16 protein-coding genes are annotated in these 22,071 nt (G+C 36.7%); 7 read left to right on the top strand and 9 right to left on the bottom strand.

Going from position 1 to position 22,071, the window contains the following annotated elements; genetic code table 11:
* Positions 1-268: 268 nt before the first annotated feature.
* Positions 269-2,161, bottom strand: a complete 1,893-nt coding sequence (htpG, locus tag ACTJJF_RS08975) for a molecular chaperone HtpG (RefSeq protein WP_440699680.1) — start codon at positions 2,159-2,161, stop codon at positions 269-271.
* Between the two features lie 154 nt (positions 2,162-2,315).
* Between htpG and ACTJJF_RS08980 the strand changes: the two genes are divergently transcribed.
* Entirely contained in the window at positions 2,316-5,216 is a 2,901-nt protein-coding gene (locus ACTJJF_RS08980) for a prolyl oligopeptidase family serine peptidase (RefSeq protein ID WP_440699431.1), read from the top strand.
* A 149-nt stretch (positions 5,217-5,365) separates the two neighbouring features.
* Entirely contained in the window at positions 5,366-6,817 is a 1,452-nt protein-coding gene (locus tag ACTJJF_RS08985; RefSeq protein ID WP_440699432.1) for a hypothetical protein, read from the top strand.
* Positions 6,818-7,075: 258 nt separating this feature from the next.
* Here the strand turns inward: ACTJJF_RS08985 and recA are convergent, their stop codons facing one another.
* The gene (recA, locus tag ACTJJF_RS08990) at positions 7,076-8,080 is read right to left on the bottom strand and encodes a recombinase RecA (RefSeq protein WP_047097753.1); all 1,005 of its coding nucleotides are present in this window, start codon (positions 8,078-8,080) and stop codon (positions 7,076-7,078) included.
* Positions 8,081-8,332: 252 nt separating this feature from the next.
* Between recA and ACTJJF_RS08995 the strand changes: the two genes are divergently transcribed.
* Positions 8,333-9,526: a hypothetical protein gene (locus ACTJJF_RS08995; RefSeq protein WP_440699433.1), complete on the top strand. Its 1,194-nt coding sequence runs from the start codon at positions 8,333-8,335 to the stop codon at positions 9,524-9,526.
* A 39-nt stretch (positions 9,527-9,565) separates the two neighbouring features.
* Here ACTJJF_RS08995 and ACTJJF_RS09000 read toward each other — a convergent pair whose 3' ends face one another.
* On the bottom strand, positions 9,566-10,750 hold the full coding sequence (locus ACTJJF_RS09000; RefSeq protein ID WP_440699434.1) for an oxygenase MpaB family protein: 1,185 nt from the start codon (positions 10,748-10,750) through the stop codon (positions 9,566-9,568).
* 205 nt (positions 10,751-10,955) lie between these two features.
* On the opposite strand from ACTJJF_RS09000, the gene ACTJJF_RS09005 reads away from it, so the two are divergent.
* Complete coding sequence (locus tag ACTJJF_RS09005) at positions 10,956-12,314, top strand: hypothetical protein (RefSeq protein ID WP_430802418.1); 1,359 nt, start codon at positions 10,956-10,958, stop codon at positions 12,312-12,314.
* 69 nt (positions 12,315-12,383) lie between these two features.
* On the opposite strand, the gene gap is transcribed toward ACTJJF_RS09005, so the two are convergent.
* The 4 genes from gap to ACTJJF_RS09025 form a co-directional block, all read right to left on the bottom strand.
* Positions 12,384-13,388: a type I glyceraldehyde-3-phosphate dehydrogenase gene (gene gap, locus ACTJJF_RS09010; protein ID WP_065399227.1), complete on the bottom strand. Its 1,005-nt coding sequence runs from the start codon at positions 13,386-13,388 to the stop codon at positions 12,384-12,386.
* A gap of 33 nt (positions 13,389-13,421) precedes the next feature.
* Positions 13,422-14,408 carry a 6-phosphofructokinase gene (gene pfkA, locus ACTJJF_RS09015; RefSeq protein ID WP_065399226.1) on the bottom strand — a complete coding sequence of 329 codons (987 nt, stop codon included), beginning with the start codon at positions 14,406-14,408 and terminating at the stop codon, positions 13,422-13,424.
* Between the two features lie 83 nt (positions 14,409-14,491).
* On the bottom strand, positions 14,492-15,364 hold the full coding sequence (locus ACTJJF_RS09020; RefSeq protein ID WP_440699435.1) for a DUF4846 domain-containing protein: 873 nt from the start codon (positions 15,362-15,364) through the stop codon (positions 14,492-14,494).
* Between the two features lie 300 nt (positions 15,365-15,664).
* A complete protein-coding gene (locus ACTJJF_RS09025) occupies positions 15,665-16,012 on the bottom strand; it encodes a winged helix-turn-helix transcriptional regulator (RefSeq protein WP_440699436.1) in 348 nt (115 codons plus the stop codon).
* Between the two features lie 95 nt (positions 16,013-16,107).
* Between ACTJJF_RS09025 and ACTJJF_RS09030 the strand changes: the two genes are divergently transcribed.
* Together ACTJJF_RS09030 and ACTJJF_RS09035 are read left to right on the top strand one after the other, a co-directional pair.
* Positions 16,108-16,746: a peroxiredoxin-like family protein gene (locus ACTJJF_RS09030; RefSeq protein WP_440699437.1), complete on the top strand. Its 639-nt coding sequence runs from the start codon at positions 16,108-16,110 to the stop codon at positions 16,744-16,746.
* The gene (locus tag ACTJJF_RS09035) at positions 16,743-17,543 is read left to right on the top strand and encodes a DNA alkylation repair protein (RefSeq protein WP_440699438.1); all 801 of its coding nucleotides are present in this window, start codon (positions 16,743-16,745) and stop codon (positions 17,541-17,543) included. The genes ACTJJF_RS09030 and ACTJJF_RS09035 overlap by 4 nt, the downstream gene beginning before the upstream one ends.
* 888 nt (positions 17,544-18,431) lie before the next feature.
* Here the strand turns inward: ACTJJF_RS09035 and ACTJJF_RS09040 are convergent.
* The gene (locus ACTJJF_RS09040; protein ID WP_262917019.1) at positions 18,432-19,193 is read right to left on the bottom strand and encodes a TIGR03915 family putative DNA repair protein; all 762 of its coding nucleotides are present in this window, start codon (positions 19,191-19,193) and stop codon (positions 18,432-18,434) included.
* A gap of 33 nt (positions 19,194-19,226) precedes the next feature.
* Positions 19,227-20,486, bottom strand: a complete 1,260-nt coding sequence (locus ACTJJF_RS09045; RefSeq protein ID WP_065399739.1) for a putative DNA modification/repair radical SAM protein — start codon at positions 20,484-20,486, stop codon at positions 19,227-19,229.
* A 155-nt stretch (positions 20,487-20,641) separates the two neighbouring features.
* Here ACTJJF_RS09045 and ACTJJF_RS09050 point away from each other — a divergent pair, with 155 nt between their 5' ends.
* Positions 20,642-21,970, top strand: coding sequence for a hydroxymethylglutaryl-CoA reductase, degradative (locus tag ACTJJF_RS09050; RefSeq protein ID WP_440699439.1), 1,329 nt, complete (start codon positions 20,642-20,644; stop codon positions 21,968-21,970).
* The last annotated feature ends 101 nt before the right edge of the window (positions 21,971-22,071 follow it).

The raw sequence follows: 22,071 nt of genomic DNA on the forward strand, positions 1-22,071 counted from the left end.
TATATTGTTGGAAAACGCAAAGGTGCAAAGAGTCTCATTTATTAAATTTTCTCGCAGATCACACAGATTACGCAGATTTTTATTAGTACCTGCGTAATCTGCAAAATCAGCGTGAAATAGAAAATAAAATATACAGTACACAATTTTATGGCAGATAAAATCCTTGCGCCTTAAAGCATGAGCCTTGTGAGAAAAACTTGCGTCCTTGCGTTTCCCAACATGCTCAAATAAAAAAAGACTGCTTCAAAATGAAACAGTCTTCAGTAAATTATTTTTCAAGTTGCTTATAGCTTCGTTGTATAAAATCTGTCAGGTCTTTTCCTTTCAGAAAATTTTGTGAGAGTTTGGCTAGATCCAAAGCATATTTGATTAAACTTTCTTTTTCTTCAGCATTCTCAGTTTTTAAAATCTGATTAGAAAGCTCACTGTTTGAGTTGACTACAAGATTGTACATCTCCGGGAAACCTCCCATTCCGAACATACCGCCACCGCCTGTAGCCTGCATTTCTTTCATTCTTCGCATAAATTCAGGTTGGGTAATGGTGAAAGGAGCATCATTACTGTCCAGATCTTCAAGCTGTACCGTAAATTTTGAATCCTGAATGGCTTCTTCTACATTCTTTTTCAAAGACTCTTTTTCCGTTTCATTGAGTTTTGAAATGATTGGCTCGTCTTTTTTGATCAGATTGTTGATGTGGTCAGCGTCTACTCTTGCAAAAGAGATATTTTCCTTGGATGTTTCCAGTTTCTGGATGACGTGTGGAGTGATAGGAGAGTCTAATAACAGAACTTCATATCCTTTATCCTTTGCAGACTGAATGTAGCTGTGTTGTTCATCAGCATTGGTAGCATATAAAACAACTAATTTGTTATCTTTATCCGTTTGTGCAGGTTTGATTTTTTCAACCAGTTCATCCCAAAGGAAATACTTCCCGTCTGTTGTAGGGTATAGAGTGAATTTGTCTGCTTTTTCAGCAAATTTTTCTTCTGTAACAATTCCGTATTCAATAACTACTTTGATGTCGTTCCATTTTTTTTCATAATCTTCACGGTTTTCGTTGATCAGGGAAGCCATTTTATCGGCAACCTTTTTCGTGATATAAGATGAAATCTTCTTTACCGCACCATCTGCCTGAAGATAAGAACGGGAAACATTCAACGGAATATCCGGAGAGTCAATTACCCCTCTCAGAAGCATTAAGAAATCAGGAACAATTCCTTTTACCTCATCCGTTACGAATACCTGGTTCTGGTATAACTGAATTTTATCCTTATCAATATTTAAGTTGTTGCTCAGCTTAGGGAAGAACAGGATTCCGGTAAGGTTGAAAGGATAATCCACGTTCAGGTGGATATTGAATAAAGGTTCTTCAAACTGCATTGGATACAATTCGTGATAGAACTTCATATAATCTTCATTCGTCAGTTCGTTTGGAGCAATGGTCCATGCCGGAACCGGATTGTTGATGATATTGTCTACTTCCTCCGTTTCAGCCACTGCATCTTCAGGAGCGTCTTCCGGTAATGGCAGGGTATGGGTTTTTGTCCCGAATTTGATCGGAACAGGCATAAATTTGTTGTATTTTAATAACAGATCACGGATTCTTCCTTCTTCCAGAAACTCTAGAGAATCTTCTGCAATGTGAAGAATGATTTCTGTACCTCTATCTGTTTTATCCGTAGTTTCTTCAAGGGTAAATTCCGGACTTCCGTCGCAGATCCAACGTACAGCCGGCTCGTCTTTATAAGATTTTGTAAGGATTTCCACTTTTTCAGCAACCATAAATGCCGAGTAAAAACCAAGACCAAAGTGTCCGATGATTCCTGAATCTTTTGCTGAATCTTTATATTTTTCTAAGAACTCTTCCGCTCCTGAAAACGCCACCTGGTTGATATATTTTTCAACTTCCTCACCTGTCATACCAATACCCTGGTCGATGATGCGAAGTGTTTTTTGCTCTTTGTCAATTTTTACTTCAAGCTTCGGATTGCCATATTCAACCTTTGCTTCGCCGATACTTGTTAAATGTTTTAATTTAAGGGTAGCATCAGTAGCATTGGAGATCAATTCTCTTAAGAATATTTCGTGGTCACTGTAAAGAAACTTTTTGATAAGCGGGAAAATGTTTTCCACAGATACATTAATATTTCCTTTAGTCATCATATTTTAGATTTTTAATTTTCAAATCTTTCTCAAAAAAAATACCATCGGGAAGAATGTGACAGAATGACATTTTTCTGCTGGGGAAACAAGTATATGATGCGGTTTTGTCGAAGAAATATCATACTTTTAATCCTTAAAAATTTTTACTACAATGAAGTTGAAATGTACAGTTTTTATTCTGCTCATCATAACCTCCTGGATGTATGGACAGAAAAAGCCTTTAGATCATTCTGTCTATGACAGCTGGCAAAATATAGGCACGAGAAAAATCTCAAATGACGGAAAATGGATTGCCTATTCTGTGGATGCACAGGAAGGAAATGATAACCTGTTTTTATATTCGGTTAAAAATAAAACCTCACAGACGTTTCCAAGAGCTACAAAAGTAAATTTTACAAACGATTCGAGATTTGCTGTTTTTCAGATCCGCCCGCAGTATAAGGATATAAAAGCAGTAAAGGATAAAAAGCTTAAAAAAAGTAAATTAACAAAAGACAGTCTTGCAATTGTTGATTTTTTGAGTGGTCATACAGAGAAAATTCCTGATGTGAAAACATTCAGAATTCCTGAGAAAGCAGGATCTTATATAGCTTATCTTCTGGAAAATACAAAAGATAAATCTTCAGATGATGCTTCTGATAAAGAAAACGGAGACGAAAATAAGGACGATGATAAAAACGTAAAGCCCTTACAGCTGGTAGTACGAAATCTTTTGGATGGGAAAAGTACAGTTTACGATAATGTAGTTCGCTATGAATTCAGTAAAAATGGTAAGCAACTCGTTTTTGTGACTAAAAAACCGGAAGAGAAGCCTAATAAAGATAAAAAAGAAGGAAAAAATGCCGGAGACGAAAAACCTGCGGATAAAAAAGACACGGATAAATCAAAGCCGAAAAAATATGCGTTTCAAACTGTACAGGTAGTCGATCTTCAAAAAGGAACTGTAACCAAAGTTTCGGAAATGGAAGGCGATTATTCACAATTGTCCTTTGATGAAGAAGGAAACCAGCTGGCATTTGTAGGAACTTCTTCGGCACAGAATGATTTAGTAAAACTGTATAAATTATATTACTTTGATTTTAAAGGAAATAAAAAGGAAATGATTACCAATGAAAATACCCAAATGAAAAAAGACTGGGTGATTTCTGAAAACCGTTTACCTTTATTCAGCAAAAACGGTAAACAACTGTATTTTGGGGTTGCTCCGAAACCTGTTGCAAAAGATACAGCAATGATTGCCAATGACCATGCCGTTGTAGATATCTGGAACTATAGAGATGATTATCTTCAAACAGTACAGCTAAAGGAGTTGAAAAATGACCTGAAAAAATCTTATGCTGCCGTAATGCAAACGGAAAAACCGGATTTCTTTACGAATATTGACGGTGAGGATCTGGATACTTTACGTCTGGTAAATGAGGGGAATGCCGAATTTGCTTTGGGTATTACCAGTTTGAATAACCGTATTTCTTCACAATGGGAAGGTGCCACAAAGAAATCCTATTTCCTTATTGATCATAAAACAGGAGACAGAACAGAAATTATTAAAAACCTGAATGGAGCCGTTGCAGTATCTCCATTAGGTAAATTTGTGGTGATTTTTGACAGAGAAAAAGGGCAGTGGCTGAGCTATAATGTGAAAACTAAACAAACCCTACCTTTAAATACAGGCTTACCCGTTTCTTTTGTTGATGAAGAATTTGATATGCCGGATTTTCCCAATCCATATGGTATCGCATCCTGGACAGATAAAGATGAATCTGTGATTATAAAAGATCGCTACGACCTCTGGGAATTCTTCCTGAACGGCTCAAAAAAGCCAAGAAATATTACCAATGGATTTGGGCGTAAGCATAAAATAACATTTGATACATACGAGCTGGATAAGGATATTAAAAGCCTGAACCGGAAATCTTCTATCTATTTATCAGCATTTGATAATACCTCCAAGGCAAACGGAATTTTCAGAACTTCTGTTCAGTCGAAAGCTGATCCTGCGAAAATTCAGATGGAAGACGTTTGGGGATACAGAAGTCTTCAAAAAGCAAAAAATGCAGAAAAATATATTGTAGTAAAAGAATCCTACACAGATTCTCCCAATATTTTTGTAACCTCTGATTTCTCACAACAGCAAAAGCTGAGTAATACCAATCCTCAGCAAAAACAATATAATTGGGGAACGGACGAATTGGTACACTGGACAACGCCAAAAGGAAATACTTCTACAGGAATTTTATACAAACCGGAAGATTTCGATCCGAACAAAAAATATCCTATGATCGTTTATTTCTATGAAAAGCTTTCGGATAATCTGAACCGCTATGTAGCACCGGCACCCACACCTTCACGATTGAATATTTCTTATTTCGTGAGCAACGGATATCTGGTTTTCACCCCTGATATTTCTTACACAGACGGTCTTCCGGGAGAATCTGCTATGGATTACATCAATTCGGGAGTTGAAAATCTAAAGAAAAACTCCTGGGTAGACGGAACCAAAATCGGAATTCAGGGACAAAGCTGGGGTGGTTACCAGGTAGCCTATCTCATCGCTCATACCAATATGTATGCAGCTGCCTGGAGTGGTGCCCCTGTTGTTAATATGACTTCCGCATACGGAGGAATCCGATGGACTTCGGGGATGAACAGACAGTTTCAGTATGAAAAATCTCAGAGTAGACTAGGAAAAAATCTATGGGAGGCTCCGGAACTTTATATTAAAAACTCACCGCTTTTCACCATTGATAAAGTAAAAACTCCTGTAGTGATTATGAGTAACGATAAAGATGGAGCAGTGCCTTGGTATCAGGGAATTGAAATGTTTACCGCATTGCGCCGTCTCGGAAAACCCGTATGGTTACTGAATTACAACGGTGATGATCACAACCTCATGAAACGTCAGAACAGAAAAGATATTCAAATTCGTGAGCAGCAGTTTTTTGACTACTATCTCAAAGGTGCTAAAGCTCCGGTCTGGATGACAAAAGGTGTTCCAGCCACCCAAAAAGGAAAAAACTGGGGATTTGAGCTTACAGATGATAAACCTGATTAAAATAACCCCGGCGGAGCCAAAGGCTCCGCCGGGGTTATTTTAAATATTTCTCCAATAGACAACGCAAATAAACTGACACAATGGCATTTTTTTTATGATGGGCCTGTTGATCACTTTTATTATATTTACCGCCAATTATAATAAACAGTATGGGAATCTTTGATTTTTTTAAGAAGAAAAACAACAGACAGGAAAATATCAGTACTCCGGTTCAAGAAATTGCAATACCGGAGGAAAAAATAGTAGAGGAGGCAGCAGAGGAAGTGGTAGAGGTGACACCGGAGATAAAACAGGAAATCCCTTCACAGCCACAGCTGGTAGAAGAGCCGTCGGTGAATGAAGAGTACGAAAAAATCAAAACGTATAATGATTATATCGTGTATTCCATTGCGCTGCAGTTAAGGGGAGAGTATACTCCTATTTCTGCTTTTGAGAAAGACAATGGCGAAATAGAAGGCTTTGTTTATATGGTGACTGAAGATGCTTACGCCCTTCCGGTACACGAGGCCATCAGCAAAATGGAAGAAAAATTTGAAAAAGAACTTCAGGAAGGAAAGATCAGGTCTTATATGATCTTATATCACTCCCAGTTTGATCACAATGATAACCATAATCCTGCAACTCAGGAGGGGGAATTCAAAGCGATTTCACTTTCTTACCACTTTAAAGGTGCTGATAAAGCAAAAACAGGGTTACCTTATATTTTTGAAAACGAAACGGTTACCTATAAAGGTTTTGCAGAATTTTCGCATGAGGAAAATAATGGGATCATGAATCATCAGCTGATCGATGGGAAAGAGTATTTTACCAATACAGAAGGAATTGCAGCTCCTGAAACCACAAATGAGGCCGGAATCATTGTAAGAAAATCAAATGTACACAACCTGATCAATACCTGGAGCGGGATTTTTGGTCACGAAAATTTCCAGACTAAAGATTACGGTCAATATCTGACGAGTGTTTTAATGCAATCTACGGTTGCGGATCCGCTGGGAGAGAGCAAAGGCAAAACGGAATTTGAAGATGTAAGATTTAAAACAGTTATTACAGACGAGCTTAGCACTATTATGCCGGAAGTAAAAACGGATTATACTTTGGATTTTGAAACAAGATCTGTCCGTGAATGGGAAAATGCCCTGAACTTGCAGGCGATTGTGGCGGGTCCTGCCAGGAATACTTTCGGAATCTGGTTCTTTGCCACCGATTATGCTGAAAACAGGAATATCTATCTTACACAGCCACATCTGAATGTAAATATCAGTGGTATTGTTTTAATATTGGATGCTCATGAAGGTACTGATTTACCTGATGGGACGAAGATGAGTGAAGAGTTTACTACGTATATGCCAAGCCAGACTCTTCCTAATTATGCATGTTTTGATTTCATTGCTAAAGTGATAGACTTTAAGGAGACAGAATTGCTTGAAGACGGAAGTATTAAGGGATACATCGTGAAGTTAAAATTGATCACGCATGAAGAAGCTGAAGACTTCTTTACCATCGATGCTTTTGTCAATAAAGAGAACATGAGATTTGAAAACCTTACAAAAGGGATGAAAATTACCGGGGCATTACAGCTTCAGGGTAAGATTGCGGATTAATAAAATAATTACATAAGAGTAAAAGAGTCTGAATTTTCAGGCTCTTTTTTATTTTCCGGTTATGAAATAAGATTAAAATTTTTATTTAATAAAGAAATGGAATCGAATATCTTAATTTAGGGAATACAGAGAAAATTTTGTCGCTGATAAAGCTATGTGTCTATGCAGTTCAAAAAATCATAGCTGTATTCTTTTAAAATGAACAGCAAAACAAAAAAGGCAATCCGAAGACTGCCTTTTCTATATTTTTTGAAAAACTTATTTGTTGTTTTTCATTTCCTCTTTGATCTTGTTTTCCAATTCCTCGGCAAGTTCAGGATTGTCTTTTAAAACATCTTTTACAGCATCACGCCCCTGACCTAATTTAGATTCTTCATAGCTGAACCAAGAACCGCTTTTCTTCACGATTCCCATATCTACTGCCGTATCAAGAATTTCTCCTACTTTAGAAACTCCTTCACCATACATAATATCAAATTCTGCCTGTTTGAAAGGTGGAGCTACTTTGTTTTTCACAATCTTCACTTTCACACGGCTACCGATCGCTTCGTCACCCTGTTTGATCGGTGCACTTGCTTTTCTGATATCGATTCTTACAGAAGCGTAGAATTTAAGAGCGTTACCTCCGGTAGTGGTTTCAGGGTTTCCGAACATTACTCCGATCTTTTCTCTCAACTGGTTGATGAAGATTACCGTACATTTTGTTCTTGAAATAGTAGCTGTAAGCTTTCTTAATGCCTGAGACATCAATCTTGCGTGAAGACCCATTTTAGAATCTCCCATTTCACCTTCAATTTCAGCCTTTGGCGTAAGAGCTGCTACCGAGTCAATCACTACGATGTCAATTGCTCCTGAACGGATCAGGTTGTCAGCGATTTCTAAAGCCTGCTCACCGTTGTCCGGCTGGGAAATAATAAGGTTTTCAAGATCGATTCCTAACTTTGCTGCATAGGTTCTATCGAAAGCGTGCTCAGCATCAATAAATGCAGCAATACCACCGGCTTTCTGAGCTTCAGCAATAGCGTGAAGGGTCAAGGTTGTTTTACCTGAAGATTCAGGTCCATATATTTCAATGATTCTTCCTTTTGGATATCCGCCTATACCTAATGCGATATCTAATCCTAAAGAACCGGAAGGAATTACTTCTACCGTATTGTCTATAGATTCATCACCTAAAGTCATTACAGTTCCCTTTCCATATGTTTTATCTAGCTTGTCAAGCACTAATGCGAGTGCTTTTTTCTTATCATCAATGTTACTCATCTCTATTAAAATAATTTCTCAAAAATACATAATTTCTCAATCAAAAACTAATATTATTTATCCCTGAAACTGGTTTTTAGAGTTAAAAAATAATAAAATTTTAAGACTGATGTTATTCATAACGAAGGAGATGAAAAATAAATGTAAATATAAAATTACGGCTGCAAGCGGAAAATGATGACAGGTTTTACCAGAGCTTTATCCATCCAATAAAAAATACTTATCTTAAAACATTATTTTTAAGATCATTCTATGGACAGAAAATTAAAACTATTCCTGATTAAATCCTTTGCAGTATTAGCTGTGATACATTTGGCCTACTTCATTTACGGCTATATAAAATTTGAAGGGCTAAATAAAATTAATATTTATACGGAATTTTACAGGTTTAAATTTTATGACGATGTCTCCATTTCTCACGTTTTCATATCAGGCCTTTTTCTGTTTTTCTTCGTTATTTTTCTCCTTAGAAATCATTCCCAAAAGAAATATGAACTTTCAAAAAAACTGGGGATAGGTATTGTACTGCTATTAATTTCCTTTTTGTCCCTGACTTTTTTCATCAGTTATAGTTTTGGGTTCAATGCAAAGCTACGGACTGAATTGCCGGAAAAGGATCTTAATAAAGATAAAACGTTGCTGAATGTCTTACAGCCTTTTTTATACAATTATACTTCCTACAGTTCAGAGAAACTATTTAATCCAAAAAATATTTTATATCCTAAACCTTACCCTGTAATAGAAGTGATAGATACGGTGTACTATGAGCCGGATCATAATAAGGATTATTTCTCAACAGAATCCAGATACTACAGTATTGATACCCTGACAATGCTGAGTGCAGACCATAAAAAATTAAACAATAAAGCAAGGTCAGTGCTTGCTGTTCTCGGACTTGATTCAGGAGAACTGGAAAAAAGAATTATTTCTAAAAAGGAGATAGGGGACAGTACCGAAATTATATTTCAGGGAATAGAAGTACATCCTGAATATGATGACAAAATGTGTATTTTTCTTGAAAACAATCTTTTGTTCTCTCCATTGCATAAAGTTCCTGAACGGCAGCAACAATATCAAAATGCAGTCGAAAGATATAATTTACTTTATAAATATAGTCAGGATTCACTGCTTTCTTCTTTTCAAAAACTGGATGCTCTTTTAAAAAAATATAATATAGAAACACAGATTGTTCCGAAAGATCTGACTAAAGATGTCTTTTATTACCGGGATCATAAGGAAGAACCTCTGAATGCGATCCGAAATACTTACGAAAGGAATGACTTAAAAGATAAATTCAGAACCCTGGACCGTCTGTTTTACAAGCCGAATTATCTTCATCCTTCTATCACAGAAATTTTTATAATTGCTGTCACCGGGGTTTGGCTTATTTTATTTTTACTGTATCTGATCTGGAATTTCAGGAACCGGAAACTTTCTTTCGATTAGCATAGTTTCAAGCTTTTTTCTTTAAAAAAAAATGGTGTTTTAATGGAAATTTGAATTTTTAGTAATATTCAGATAGTCTTTCAATACTTTCATCTGATCCTTATTTCCTCTTTTGATTCTGGCGTCCCGACTTACGAGTGTGTCATAGATTTTGTTGAAAAGGATCTTTGATTTTGGAAATAGGGTCTTATAAGGAACTTCCGGAATTTGTAGTCTTTTGCAAACTTCCTCATCCAGCAGAAACCAGGTACAGCAGATGTGCAGATACCTTAAATTCTTTCTTTGGAATTCAAATTTTAAGATAGGATTTTCCAGAGATTCATCCAGCAAAGAGTGGGCAAGGAGCACAGAATCTTTGTCAGAAGGTGGCTGAACGGAGGTCCACAAATAAAAATATTCCGTAGCCTGTTTTTTGTCATCAGGAAGAAGCTGTTCCGGGATTCCCAGAAGGTAGCCTACATATTTCCACAGGTGGAAAATTCCCTGTTCTTCTTCCATGGAGATGGTATTTCCAAGTTTGATAAGGCTGTGAAGAAAAACGAGACTGAAACCGATGTAGGTGGCCATCATATCCCATGAATTGATAGGTTCGCCCCAGTTCTCCGTATCCCATCCTTTGTAATATTTTTTGATGGAAAGTCTTGCATAGGAATGAATCAGGCGGGTTTTTATAGCAAACTCGTATCCTTTTGCATGAATGTTCAGGGCATCATAGCGGGTAGCATTTACCCAGAAATCCAGTGTTTCAGAAAGACGTTTTACTGCTCCTTTTTTCAAAGCTTCCGTAGCAATAAGCGGTTTATTGAGGTAGGCATAATCATAACCGCCGATCAGGCAGTAGTCTCTTAAGGAGATCAAAGAATCGAGATTGCTTCTCATACAAAGTTCAGCACCACTTTTGAGAAGACCGTAATCAAGCCATTCCGGTACTTTTTGAGTCTGTGCGAAAAGCTTTTTTACACTTTCGGGAACTGAATCTGTCTCAGAAACTCCATTTCTGATATAACCTTCTATTTCTCTTGAAGCTTCATGAAATTTTTTAGTCAGATAAACATCCTTTACAACCTGATCACCTGTTTCATCAACATGGTAAAAGAAAGAAGCAAACTTCTCAAAGTCTTTAAAACTAACCTCAGCCCCGGAAAGCTCAATCAGCTGTCTTCCGTTGCCATGTTCCCAAAAATTTCTGAAATGTGGAGCGTCTTCAAACCTTGGTTGTATCATTGTTCATTCCTTTACCTATAAAAATACAAGTTTTACACCGAAGTTTTATGGTGAGATTTATCATTTAGAATATAAGTAAACATCAAGCTTTCTATTCCTGAAAAATACTACAAAAGGGTAATTTCTTTGCTTTCCAATAAATCCAATCTTTGATACAAATTAACAGCACTCAAACCGATAATCATTAATCTAAAAACAAATAATCATGAAAACAAAAATTTTATTACTGCTACTGCTCGGGTGGGTGGGAGTGATTTTAGGGCAAAAAAAAGCTAAAGTAATTAGGATAGACTTATCTAAAGATAAAGAAATACCAAGTATATTGGAAAAAAATACATATGTTGAGTTTTTATTAAAAGGTGTAAATGTTTTTAAAGTTTCAGGATTTTCTAATACTAAAGTTGAAAATGTGGAATTTGAACCACCACAGTGGTTTTTAAATAATATAAAGTCAGCAAATCCAGATATAGCAGAGGTTATAGTTGTCAATTCGGCTGTGATGACAGTCTTTGATAATGGAAATAAAAAAAGTAGAACAGAAGAATATGAAAATTTGTATAATAGTGTACACGATGATTTGAAATCTTTTTTTCAAAGTTATCAATTAGTACGGTCACAAATGTTGCTAGATGATGAACTTAATTTTGTTGTTTCTGATTCGATTTTTATTGATTCAATTGCTGTAGTTGAAAGTTCTAAAAAAATATACTTTTCTCATTTTTCTCACTTTGATCCAACCATTGAAGATTATAAGAAAATTGAATCGAATTTGGAGTCCTTATCTTTAGCTTATTCTCAACTTACTAAAGATTACGAAAAATTTGTTGGTTTAACTAAACAATTAAATCTAAGTAATTTTTATAATAAAGATTTTTTATTAGCATCTGAAATTTATAAAAATGTTTCGTTAAATACTGATAAAATATCTTTAAAAGCAAATAATGGAATTTCCTTTTACAAGAGAATTATAACAACAAACTTTAACATCATTTTGCCTGCTCAACAATTGACTGAGGATGTAAATATTATTACTCCACAACTTAAGAATAATAAGGGGAAGGTAGTGTATTCTTATTCTCCAATTAAATTTACTACTTCTGGGGGGTGGAAGATCAATTTCAGTGCTGGTTATTTTCTGAGCTTTATAGGTAATGATAATTATACTTCTTATACAAACTCTCTTGGAAACAAAGAAATAGCAAAGGGAAATACAGATAAGATCACAAATGCATTAGGTGGTTTAATACATGTTTATCATAATGATCCAGAAACTTTGGTTCAACCAGGTTTTTCTTTTGGGATCAGTTTAGCAGATAATGCCAGTGCAGGTTTTTATGGTGGAGCTTCTTTATTTTTTTTAGAAAAAAATAGATTAATTACAACTTTTGGTTATTCATTTATAAAAGTTAAAAGAATAAATAAATCAAATTTATCAGCTCTTGCAGACTCGGATAGATATGCATTTATTAATGTTGCAGATACCGAAATACGATATGATAATATTTATAAGGGAGCATGGTTTTTTGGAGTGACTTATAATTTGAGTAATAGTGAAAAAAAATAATATTAATACAAAAAAAACCTTCCCATCAGGAAGGTTTTATATTACTCATTGCTTATCGCTCATTACCGATTACAAAGAAGCAGCATGTACAAGCATATCTACTAACTTGTTAGAGTAACCCATTTCGTTGTCATACCAAGAAACAAGTTTCACGAAGTTAGGAGAAAGCATGATCCCTGCATCTTTGTCGAAGATAGAAGTTCTCTTATCTCCTACGAAGTCCTGAGATACTACTGCATCTTCAGTATATCCTAGAATACCTTTCAATTCACCTTCAGAAGCTTCTTTGATAGCAGCACAGATCTCATCGTAAGAAGTAGCTTTTTCTAATCTTACCGTAAGGTCAACTACAGAAACGTCTACAGTAGGTACTCTGAAAGACATACCTGTTAATTTTCCGTTTAATGAAGGGATTACTTTTCCTACTGCTTTAGCAGCACCTGTAGAAGAAGGGATGATGTTGTTCAGAGCAGCTCTACCACCTCTCCAGTCTTTCATTGAAGGACCGTCAACCGTTTTCTGAGTAGCTGTTGTAGCGTGTACAGTTGTCATTAAACCTTCTACGATTCCGAATTTATCGTGAATTACTTTAGCTAAAGGAGCTAAACAGTTGGTAGTACAAGAAGCGTTTGATAAAATTTTGATATCATCAGTAAGTTCCTTGTGGTTTACTCCCATTACGAACATTGGTGTATCATCTTTAGAAGGAGCAGAAAGGATTACTTTCTTGGCACCGGCGTTGATGTGAGCCTGAGCAGAATCTTTAGATAAGAAAAGACCTGTAGATTCTACGATATAATCAGCACCGATTTCGTCCCACTTAAGGTTGTTAGGATCTTTTTCAGCAGTTACTCTGATTTTTTTTCCGTTTACTACAAGATCATTTCCTTCTACGGAAACTTCACCTGGAAAAATACCGTGTACAGAGTCATATTTTAACATGTAAGCCATGTATTCTGCATTGATAAGGTCATTGATTCCTACAACTTCAATGTTGTCTCTTTCAGTCATTGCTCTGAAAACAAGACGTCCAATTCTACCAAAACCGTTGATACCTACTTTGATTGTTGACATAATAGTTTGTTTTTATTAGATTTATAAAAATAATTAGATTGCTAAAATTTCTGAGATCAACATCAGATCTTTGTTGATTTCATTATGTTTTTTAATAGCTTCCTCGATAGGCGTGTATACCACATCGTTGGAACGCATTCCTGCCATCACATTGCTTTGCCCTTCCATCAATCCTACTACTGCACCATATCCCAGTCTGCTTGCAAGCACTCTGTCTGCACAGCTCGGCGAACCTCCTCTCTGCATGTGTCCTAAAACGGCTACACGAATATCATAGTCAGGGAATGTCTGTTTGGTCTTTTCGGCAAGCTCATAAACGTTGGCTAATTTTTCGCCTTCAGCTACCACTACAATGCTGGATGCTTTTCCTGTTTTTTCAGCTTTTCTGAAGTTGGTAAAAAGATCATCCATGCTGTCTTTTTTCTCAGGAATAAGAATATCCAGAGCACCTGTAGCCAAACCACTGTTTAAAGCAATAAACCCTGCATCACGACCCATTACTTCCACAAAGAAAACCCTGTTGTGGGAAGTTGCCGTATCACGAATCTTATCAATTGCCTCCATGGCGGTATTCAATGCCGTATCATACCCGATGGTGTTATCAGTTCCGAAAATATCATTATCGATCGTTCCCGGGATACCGATCACGCGGATACCGAATTCTTCATTGAAGATCTTGGCTCCGGTAAAAGTTCCGTCTCCACCGATGCACACCAATCCGTCGATTCCGAGCTTTACACAATTGTCATACGCTTTCTGGCGGCCTTCTGCTGTTCTGAATTCAGCGGATCTGGCAGACTTTAGAATCGTTCCACCCTGGTTGATTATATTTTTTACGGAACGGGCTCCCATTTTCAGGAAATCGTTGTTGATAAGGCCATTGTAGCCTTCTCTCACTCCGTAACATTCGATATTATAGTAATTGGCGGTTCTTACTACCGCTCTTAATGCAGCATTCATACCCGGAGAGTCGCCTCCTGAAGTAAGAACTGCAATCTTTTTTACAGCACTCTCTTTCATCTAGTAAAAAATTTCGAACACAAATTTACAAAAACAAGTTCAGATTATCGTAGTAACTTTTCAATAGTTTTGAATATAAAGTATTAAAAGCTTCTGAAGTTTGTAGGTTTAAAAATATAACGTGCCGTTTTGGTTTCCGGAGCATTGACGTCAAGCTCATACCATGGCGAAATATTCTGCTGAAAAGGATTGGACAGCAAATGAATAGACTGGGCCGGAGTAAAACCTTCACCCAATAAAAATAATTTCTTTCCTTCTTTATTGCTGCACACACCGGCAACAAAAACAACATGTCCCGGACTTCCCGGAGTAATCAGGATATCACCTGTCTTTAAATCTGGGTTTTTCAGTACAGGCTGAGTTTCCTTATTAAGGGAAATTGTTCCTGCATAATTGAAGATGAGGTCCAGATAATTCCTGAAATTCAGGTAGGAATCATCAAAACCGGCCGTTTTTCTGAAACTCACTGAATTTCCGCTGACAAAAGCCCTGGTCCCGTTTTTATAATCATTCCATCTCAGAAGATCACCGCTGGTGAAGTGAAACTGAATCTCGTCATACCTTTTCATTGTATACAGATATTCAGCTCTCAATCGGATAACAGCGTCCGCACATTGTTGAAGATCTTTACTTCCTGTATCAATATCAAACACGGCTTCATGAAGATGTTGTGTAGAAACAGGAGCGCCGTCATATCTTAAAATCTGGCTGCCGTAAGGTTTCAATTTAAAATTTTCAATAAAATATCCGAAAGAATTCTGTTTTTCATCCTGCCATTCATAGCCTTCAGGAGTTGAAAATCGTTCTTTTACAGTGTTCTTTTCTTTATTGATAGGGACGGAACTTTTAGGTGTTAGATCCGTTGTTTCCTGAGAAAAATTATTTTTTGGAGCCTTATCATGGCCGCAACTCCATAAAACAATGGCCATCACTATTCCCGGAATAATTTTTTTCATATTCATCTGATTCGCTTACCAATATGGTATTTTTTGTTGGATATTGAAACATTGAAGATAAGCTTTTTCTCGATATTAAAATTTCAGCGACTCTATTTCTATGTTCCTACGTTGTTAAAAACTAACTAAATAGGAACATAGGTTTTCGTAGATTTAAATATGCGGTATACGATTTTATCGAATATAAAATACTTGTAGCTTAAAGCATCATCTATAAAAAATAATTTACGTCTTTGCATTTCCAACAAATACATCAGTATCTCATCCAAAATTTTCCTTCAATAGAAATACAGAAATCTGTTAAACTTTTGTATTATCTTCTTCAGGAATCAGAAGTTTTCCCCAATCATTCAGCAGCCAGAGAATCTGAACCAGTTTGTCTCCAAGCTCAGTAAGGGTATATTCAACCCTTGGGGGCAATTCATTGAAAGACTGTTTGGTCAGAATGCCGTCATCAACCATTTCCGTGAGTTGTTGGTTGAGTACTCTACGATCTACCTTGGCAATTCCCCTCAAAAATTCACTTGGACGTTTTTTCCCTTCATTGATCTGCCATACGATGGGAATTTTCCATTTTCCACTGATGGTATTAACGGCGATTTCCAACGGACAGATTTTATTTTCTTCAGCTCTTCCCTTTGTTTCCATAAAATTGACTTTTTTATCCCTATGGGTGAAAAATATGCGTTATTGCTTATGTGTAGCGGCTTTTAGACCTTTGTAAAAATAATAAAATTAAAAACATGAACACATTGGCCAAACAGATTGAACAGCTGAATCAGGAACTTTCATCGCAGCTTCCACAGGAGGTTATAAATGCATTTGGAAAGTCTGTTGACGATTTAAAAACAAAAAATATGGAAGACAGATGCATTCGGCCCGGTGAGAAGATGCCTGAGTTTTTACTGCCCAATGCAACAGGTAAAATGATTGATTCCAATGATATTCTGAAGAAAGGAAAAATGATACTGGCCTTTTACAGAGGCAGCTGGTGCCCTTACTGCAATCTGGAATTAAAATTTCTGCAGGATAACCTTTCCCGTATAAAAGATAAAAACGCTGTTTTAATCGCTGTTTCTCCACAGACTCCGGATCATTCTCTGAGTATGGCGGAAAAGAATAGGCTTGGGTTTGAAGTATTGTCTGATCAGAATAATGATTTCGCTAAAAAATTAGGAATTGTTTTTCAATTGCAGGATTTTGTACTGCCTTATTACCGTAATTTAGGAATCAATCTTTCTGAATTTAATAATAATGATGAAAACTTACTTCCTGTTCCGGCAGTTTTCGTAGTGGATCAGGACAGGAGGATTATATTTAAATATTTAGATGTAAATTACATGAACAGAGTAGATGTGGAAGAACTAATACAGGCGTTATGACAGAAAAGCGAAAAGGAGCCCGCTCCATTAAAGATATTCCCGCAGATATTTTAGAGCAGTTGAACCGGGGAGAAATAGAAACAGCAAATCTTACGGAATGGCTGGCAGTAGATCAGAAACTTTTACTGGCAAACTTATTAAGGCAAAATAATCGTTCAGAATATCTTCAGCCTGTCCTGAAAAAGCTTGAACAGTTGAAAAAACAGACCGTCAATACAGTTAACGAAGCTATAGGAACAGGATTATTAGATCTTGCAGTGGCCAATGAGGATGATGAATTCCTGTCAGAACTTTTAATACACCAGGCAGATCTGGTACGGTGCTGGGCTGCTTATACTATTGGAAGAAATGACAGATTGGATTTAAAAGACAAATTCAAAAGAATACAACCGTTCGCTGCAGACCCTCATTTTGGAGTGCGGGAAATCTGTTGGATGACCATGCGGCCGGATATTTCAAAAAACCTGACTGACAGTATCGCTATTTTATCAGAGTGGACAAGCCACAAGAATGAAAATATCAGACGCTTTGCCAGTGAATCTACCAGGCCAAGAGGCGTGTGGTGTGAGCATATTCAGGAATTGAAGCAAAATCCGGGGCTGGGACTGGAAATTTTAGAACCTTTACGGTCAGATCCGGCCCGGTATGTACAGGACAGCGTTGGCAACTGGCTGAATGATGCCGGCAAGTCGCAGCCTGAGTTTGTAGTGGAAGTTTGTGATGAATGGCTGCGGGAGAGTCCAACCAAAGAAACTCAATATATTGTTAAAAAGGCACTTCGGACAATCCGGAAATAAAATGATCCACGGGCCGGAAAATACCTCTGAAAATTAAAATCTGCGTAATCTCCGGAATCTGCGAGAGAGAAAGAAAGGTTTATTCTTAGAATTTTTCTGTCATTATTATGTATCGAAAAAGTTATCCACAATATGATATTTCTGAATGGAATTACATTGCAGGTTTCTGATCCTTAAATACTTAAGAAAACTCTTTAAAACAGGCATTTTTGCAATAGTCTGAGGTGAAAAAAGTTATCCACAATATGGGATTCTTAAGTTTTATACATGCTGGATTATTGATATCCAATATCTTAGGTAAATCCTTTAGAATCGAAGGTTTTGCAGCATACCAATCCGAAAAAGTTATCCACAAAGTCAGAAATGATAGCTGCAGGCTAAATTTAAAGCTCAACGCTTTGAATATGGGAATACCACCCGGATTTTTGAAAAGCTTAGATTTTCATTTTAAACATCTGTGTAATCTGCCGCATGTGTGGTTTAAAAAGTTATCCACAATATGGAATTGTGCCCTAATCATTAATGTATCTTTCATAAATTCAATGCATTCTGAAATCCTTCAGGAAAGGACATTGATGTGAATTTGCTTAATAAGGGCATTTGAAAAAGTTATCCACAATATCAGAATATGAATTCATTCTGTCTGCTGTTTCATTCGGATTAAAAACTCTCTTCCAAAAAGTATCTGTGTGAATCTGAGACTGAAAAAAGTTATCCACAATATGAGAATGCCAATTAAAGATTTTTCTATCTATCACAGAACTAGTGGATTAATAAAAATAGCTGTCAGAAGGCATTTGAAAAAATCATAATCATACATTGAAGTGAAAAGTTATCCACAATATGGAATCCGGATTGAATCTTTAGATCGGAAAAAGGGAAATGTATCTACCATTTCTCTGTCAGGTATTTCCAGTATCTTTTTGGAACATGCTGAATATGCAGTTTCATATTCTTTCTTTCAACGATATTGGTTTTTGTAAAATACCGCTGCCAAAGTGTTTGGTAATTTTTTTCTTCATCATGGAACTTCTGCTGATACTGGTGGAAATCCAGCTTTTCATCCGGATAAAAGAAATCACAGCTTTCGAGATCATATAAAATACCGTAATTTCTTCTCAGATCATAGATCATCCATTTCTGATCCTGATAGCGGTCTTTGAAATGTTTTCTGATTAAAGGGATAACATTGAAATCCGGATCTATTTTTGAGAAAAAAACACCGTCCTGCATTTTTTCGAAGCGGACAAATGCGGTCATTCTGTGACTTTCACGTCCTACGGATTTACAGATTTTTGAAATTTTTAAAATGTCAGGATCTGCAAAATTTTCAAGAATATTTTCACCCTGATGCTTTACAGACTGCTTTACGGCGGATAAAATTAAATGTTCCATTTCCCGGTCTTCGGATAAAAAAACTTTTAAAAGTTGATGAATACCCTGTTTTCCAATACTCTGCTCTAATTTATTGAGTACCCGTTCAGATTTGGTATTTTGCGTGATAACTTCGTGAATCTCTGCAAATATATTTTCCTGATGATATTTTTCTCTGCTCACAATTTCCACCTCCTGATACCGGTATTCAAAAACTTCAAATACCGCTGTAAAAAGGCCGTCAAAACTTCCGTCGTAGAGTAAGGTTGTTATCATTAAGTCTATAAAAATATTGTCGTTGATGTCGGGTTAAAACAGGCTCAGCTGCTGTGAAAACTGGTTGTGGAACTTGGAAGAACTACCACCAACAATTAATTTTCTGAAATTCTTATCTGTTAAATACCGCAGATAGGCATTCCCTGCATTAAAATCGATGAAATATTTCGCTCGGTTTACGGCTGCGCCCAATTTTTTCAAATGATCCATCGTTAAAATCTGAAAACGTCTGGCACTTACAATTTTCTGGGCTGTTTTTACCCCAATTCCCGGGATCCTCAGAATCATCTGATAATCTGCAGTCTGAAGACTGACAGGAAACTGATCTAAATGTCGTAATGCCCAGCTTAATTTAGGATCTACTTCCAGATCAAGGAAAGGAACATTCGGGTCTAAAATTTCTTCTGCTTTAAAACCGTAAAACCGCATCAGCCAATCCGACTGATACAACCGGTTTTCACGAAGCATAGGGACCTCAGTCGTTAAAGAAGGAAGCCTTTTATCTTCCAAAACCGGAACATAACCGGAATAATAAACTCTTTTAAGGTTGAAATTTTTATAAAAATGATCCGCCACTTTGATGATCTGTAAGTCATTTTCATTGGTTGCCCCTACAATCATCTGGGTAGATTGACCGGCCGGAGCAAATTTCGGAACTTTCTTTAAAATCTTTTTTTCATCCTGATACTGGCTGATCCCTTTCTGAATATACCGCATCGGACTAAGCATATCCTGTCTGTTTTTCTCAGGTGCAAGCAGTTTTAATCCGCTTTCAGTAGGAATTTCAAGATTTACGGATAATCTGTCTGCATACAGCGCTGCTTCCTGCATCAGTTCGTCACTTGCCCCCGGAATAGACTTCAAATGAATATAACCATTAAAGTTTTCTTCTAAACGGAGCTTTTTGGCCACTCTTACCAGACGCTCCATCGTTGTATCTGCATTTTTGAAAATTCCCGAGCTTAGAAATAAGCCTTCAATATAATTTCTGCGGTAAAAATTAATGGTAAGATCTACCACTTCTTCCACGGTAAAAGCGGCCCTTTTAATATCATTCGAACTTCTGGAAACACAGTAGGCACAATCGTAAATACAGTGATTGGTCAATAGTATTTTAAGCAAAGACACACACCTCCCGTCTTCCGTATAGGTATGACATATCCCGCTTGCAGAACTGTCTCCTAAGGCACCCTTTTTATTTTTTCTCGTTCCTCCGCTGGAAGAACAGGAGACGTCGTATTTCGCAGCATCAGCAAGAATTTCAAGTTTTTCTTTAAGGCGGTCAAAATTCATATCAATACTATTTTGATACAATTTGTATCGGTGTTGTTTTAAATTTTGTTCAAATTTAGTTCCAAAATTGATAAATGTCAACCTTTTTTCATAGAAGTTATCAACAAAAAACAGCCTCAAAATCATTATATTTACGGCTCATTAAAGTTTATATCATGAATCATAAACCAATCGAAGGTTTTTCCAAGCTGCCAAAGCAGGGGAAAATCGACTGGCTCGTAAACGAATATCTTGAAGGAAATCAGGAATACCAAAATATATTAAAACAATATTGGAACGAAGTTGCAGATCTTCAGAAACTTCATGAAGAGTTTTCTGAAAATACGATCTCCAATTTTTATATGCCTTATGGAATTGCTCCGAACTTTCTGATCGACGGAAAACTATTGGCACTTCCAATGGCCGTTGAAGAAAGCTCAGTAGTAGCAGCCGCTTCCAAAGCTGCAAAATTCTGGATCGATAAAGGAGGGTTTAAAACAACCATTATCAATACGGAAAAGCTTGGGCACACCCATTTTATTTTTAATGTAGAACCTCACAAATTATTACATTTCTTTAATTTCAGTTTAAAGAAAAAATTATTTGAAACTACTGAAGATATTACATCCAACATGAGAAAGCGTGGCGGAGGTATTTTAAATATCAGTCTTGTCGATAAAACTTCAGAAATGCCGAATTATTATCAGCTGAAAGCAAGCTTCGATACGGTAGATTCAATGGGGGCCAACTTTATCAATTCATGTCTTGAGCAGTTCGGGAAAACTTTGAGACAGGAAGTGGCAACCAGTGAAGATTTCACGCAGGAAGAAAAGAATTCATTGCAGATTGTGATGAATATCCTTTCCAATTTTACACCGGACTGTATCGTGAGAGCTGAGGTTTCGTGTAAAATGGAAGATTTAAAAGATGACAGCGGAATTTCTCCTGAAGAATTTGCTTCTAAATTCAAACAGGCCGTTACCATTGCCGAGATAGAACCTTACCGTGCAACTACTCATAATAAAGGCGTGATGAATGGTGTAGATGCTGTAGTGATTGCCACCGGAAATGACTTCAGAGCCACAGAAGCCTGTGCTCATGCTTATGCTGCAAGAGACGGGCAATACAGATCATTGACGCACTGTACAACAGACAACGGAGTTTTCAGATTCTGGATTGATCTTCCTATTTCGGTAGGAGTTGTAGGAGGACTTACGAATCTTCATCCTCTGGTAAAATTCTCTCTGGCATTATTAGGAAAACCTTCTGCACAGGAATTAATGAGTATTCTTGCCGTTTCAGGGCTGGCTCAGAACTTTGGCGCATTACGTTCTTTAGTTACTACAGGCATTCAGAAAGGACATATGAAAATGCACTTATTGAATATTTTAAATCAACTGGGAGCCACTGAAGAAGAGAAACAGCACTTTGTAACTTATTTTAAAGATAAAACGGTAAGCCACCACGAAGTGATCAATGAGTTTAACAGAATGAGAGGAAACTGATGCTACAGATCATTTTGCCTATTGTATTCCTTCTTTTTGGATTTTTTCTGAAGAAAACAAACAATGAAGGTTTCAGAAGTTCCAAGAGATTTGCCAATATG

It is taken from the genome of Chryseobacterium sp. 22458 (assembly GCF_052044975.1).
Classification (GTDB): domain Bacteria; phylum Bacteroidota; class Bacteroidia; order Flavobacteriales; family Weeksellaceae; genus Chryseobacterium.

Bases quoted from the DNA above. Each gene is read 5' to 3' on its own strand.
- htpG (WP_440699680.1), bottom strand. From the start codon at position 2,161: ATGACTAAAGGAAATATTAATGTATCTGTGGAAAACATTTTCCCGCTT.
- ACTJJF_RS08980 (WP_440699431.1), top strand. From the start codon at position 2,316: ATGAAGTTGAAATGTACAGTTTTTATTCTGCTCATCATAACCTCCTGG.
- ACTJJF_RS08985 (WP_440699432.1), top strand. From the start codon at position 5,366: ATGGGAATCTTTGATTTTTTTAAGAAGAAAAACAACAGACAGGAAAAT.
- recA (WP_047097753.1), bottom strand. From the start codon at position 8,080: ATGAGTAACATTGATGATAAGAAAAAAGCACTCGCATTAGTGCTTGAC.
- ACTJJF_RS08995 (WP_440699433.1), top strand. From the start codon at position 8,333: ATGGACAGAAAATTAAAACTATTCCTGATTAAATCCTTTGCAGTATTA.
- ACTJJF_RS09000 (WP_440699434.1), bottom strand. From the start codon at position 10,750: ATGATACAACCAAGGTTTGAAGACGCTCCACATTTCAGAAATTTTTGG.
- ACTJJF_RS09005 (WP_430802418.1), top strand. From the start codon at position 10,956: ATGAAAACAAAAATTTTATTACTGCTACTGCTCGGGTGGGTGGGAGTG.
- gap (WP_065399227.1), bottom strand. From the start codon at position 13,388: ATGTCAACAATCAAAGTAGGTATCAACGGTTTTGGTAGAATTGGACGT.
- pfkA (WP_065399226.1), bottom strand. From the start codon at position 14,408: ATGAAAGAGAGTGCTGTAAAAAAGATTGCAGTTCTTACTTCAGGAGGC.
- ACTJJF_RS09020 (WP_440699435.1), bottom strand. From the start codon at position 15,364: ATGAAAAAAATTATTCCGGGAATAGTGATGGCCATTGTTTTATGGAGT.
- ACTJJF_RS09025 (WP_440699436.1), bottom strand. From the start codon at position 16,012: ATGGAAACAAAGGGAAGAGCTGAAGAAAATAAAATCTGTCCGTTGGAA.
- ACTJJF_RS09030 (WP_440699437.1), top strand. From the start codon at position 16,108: ATGAACACATTGGCCAAACAGATTGAACAGCTGAATCAGGAACTTTCA.
- ACTJJF_RS09035 (WP_440699438.1), top strand. From the start codon at position 16,743: ATGACAGAAAAGCGAAAAGGAGCCCGCTCCATTAAAGATATTCCCGCA.
- ACTJJF_RS09040 (WP_262917019.1), bottom strand. From the start codon at position 19,193: ATGATAACAACCTTACTCTACGACGGAAGTTTTGACGGCCTTTTTACA.
- ACTJJF_RS09045 (WP_065399739.1), bottom strand. From the start codon at position 20,486: ATGAATTTTGACCGCCTTAAAGAAAAACTTGAAATTCTTGCTGATGCT.
- ACTJJF_RS09050 (WP_440699439.1), top strand. From the start codon at position 20,642: ATGAATCATAAACCAATCGAAGGTTTTTCCAAGCTGCCAAAGCAGGGG.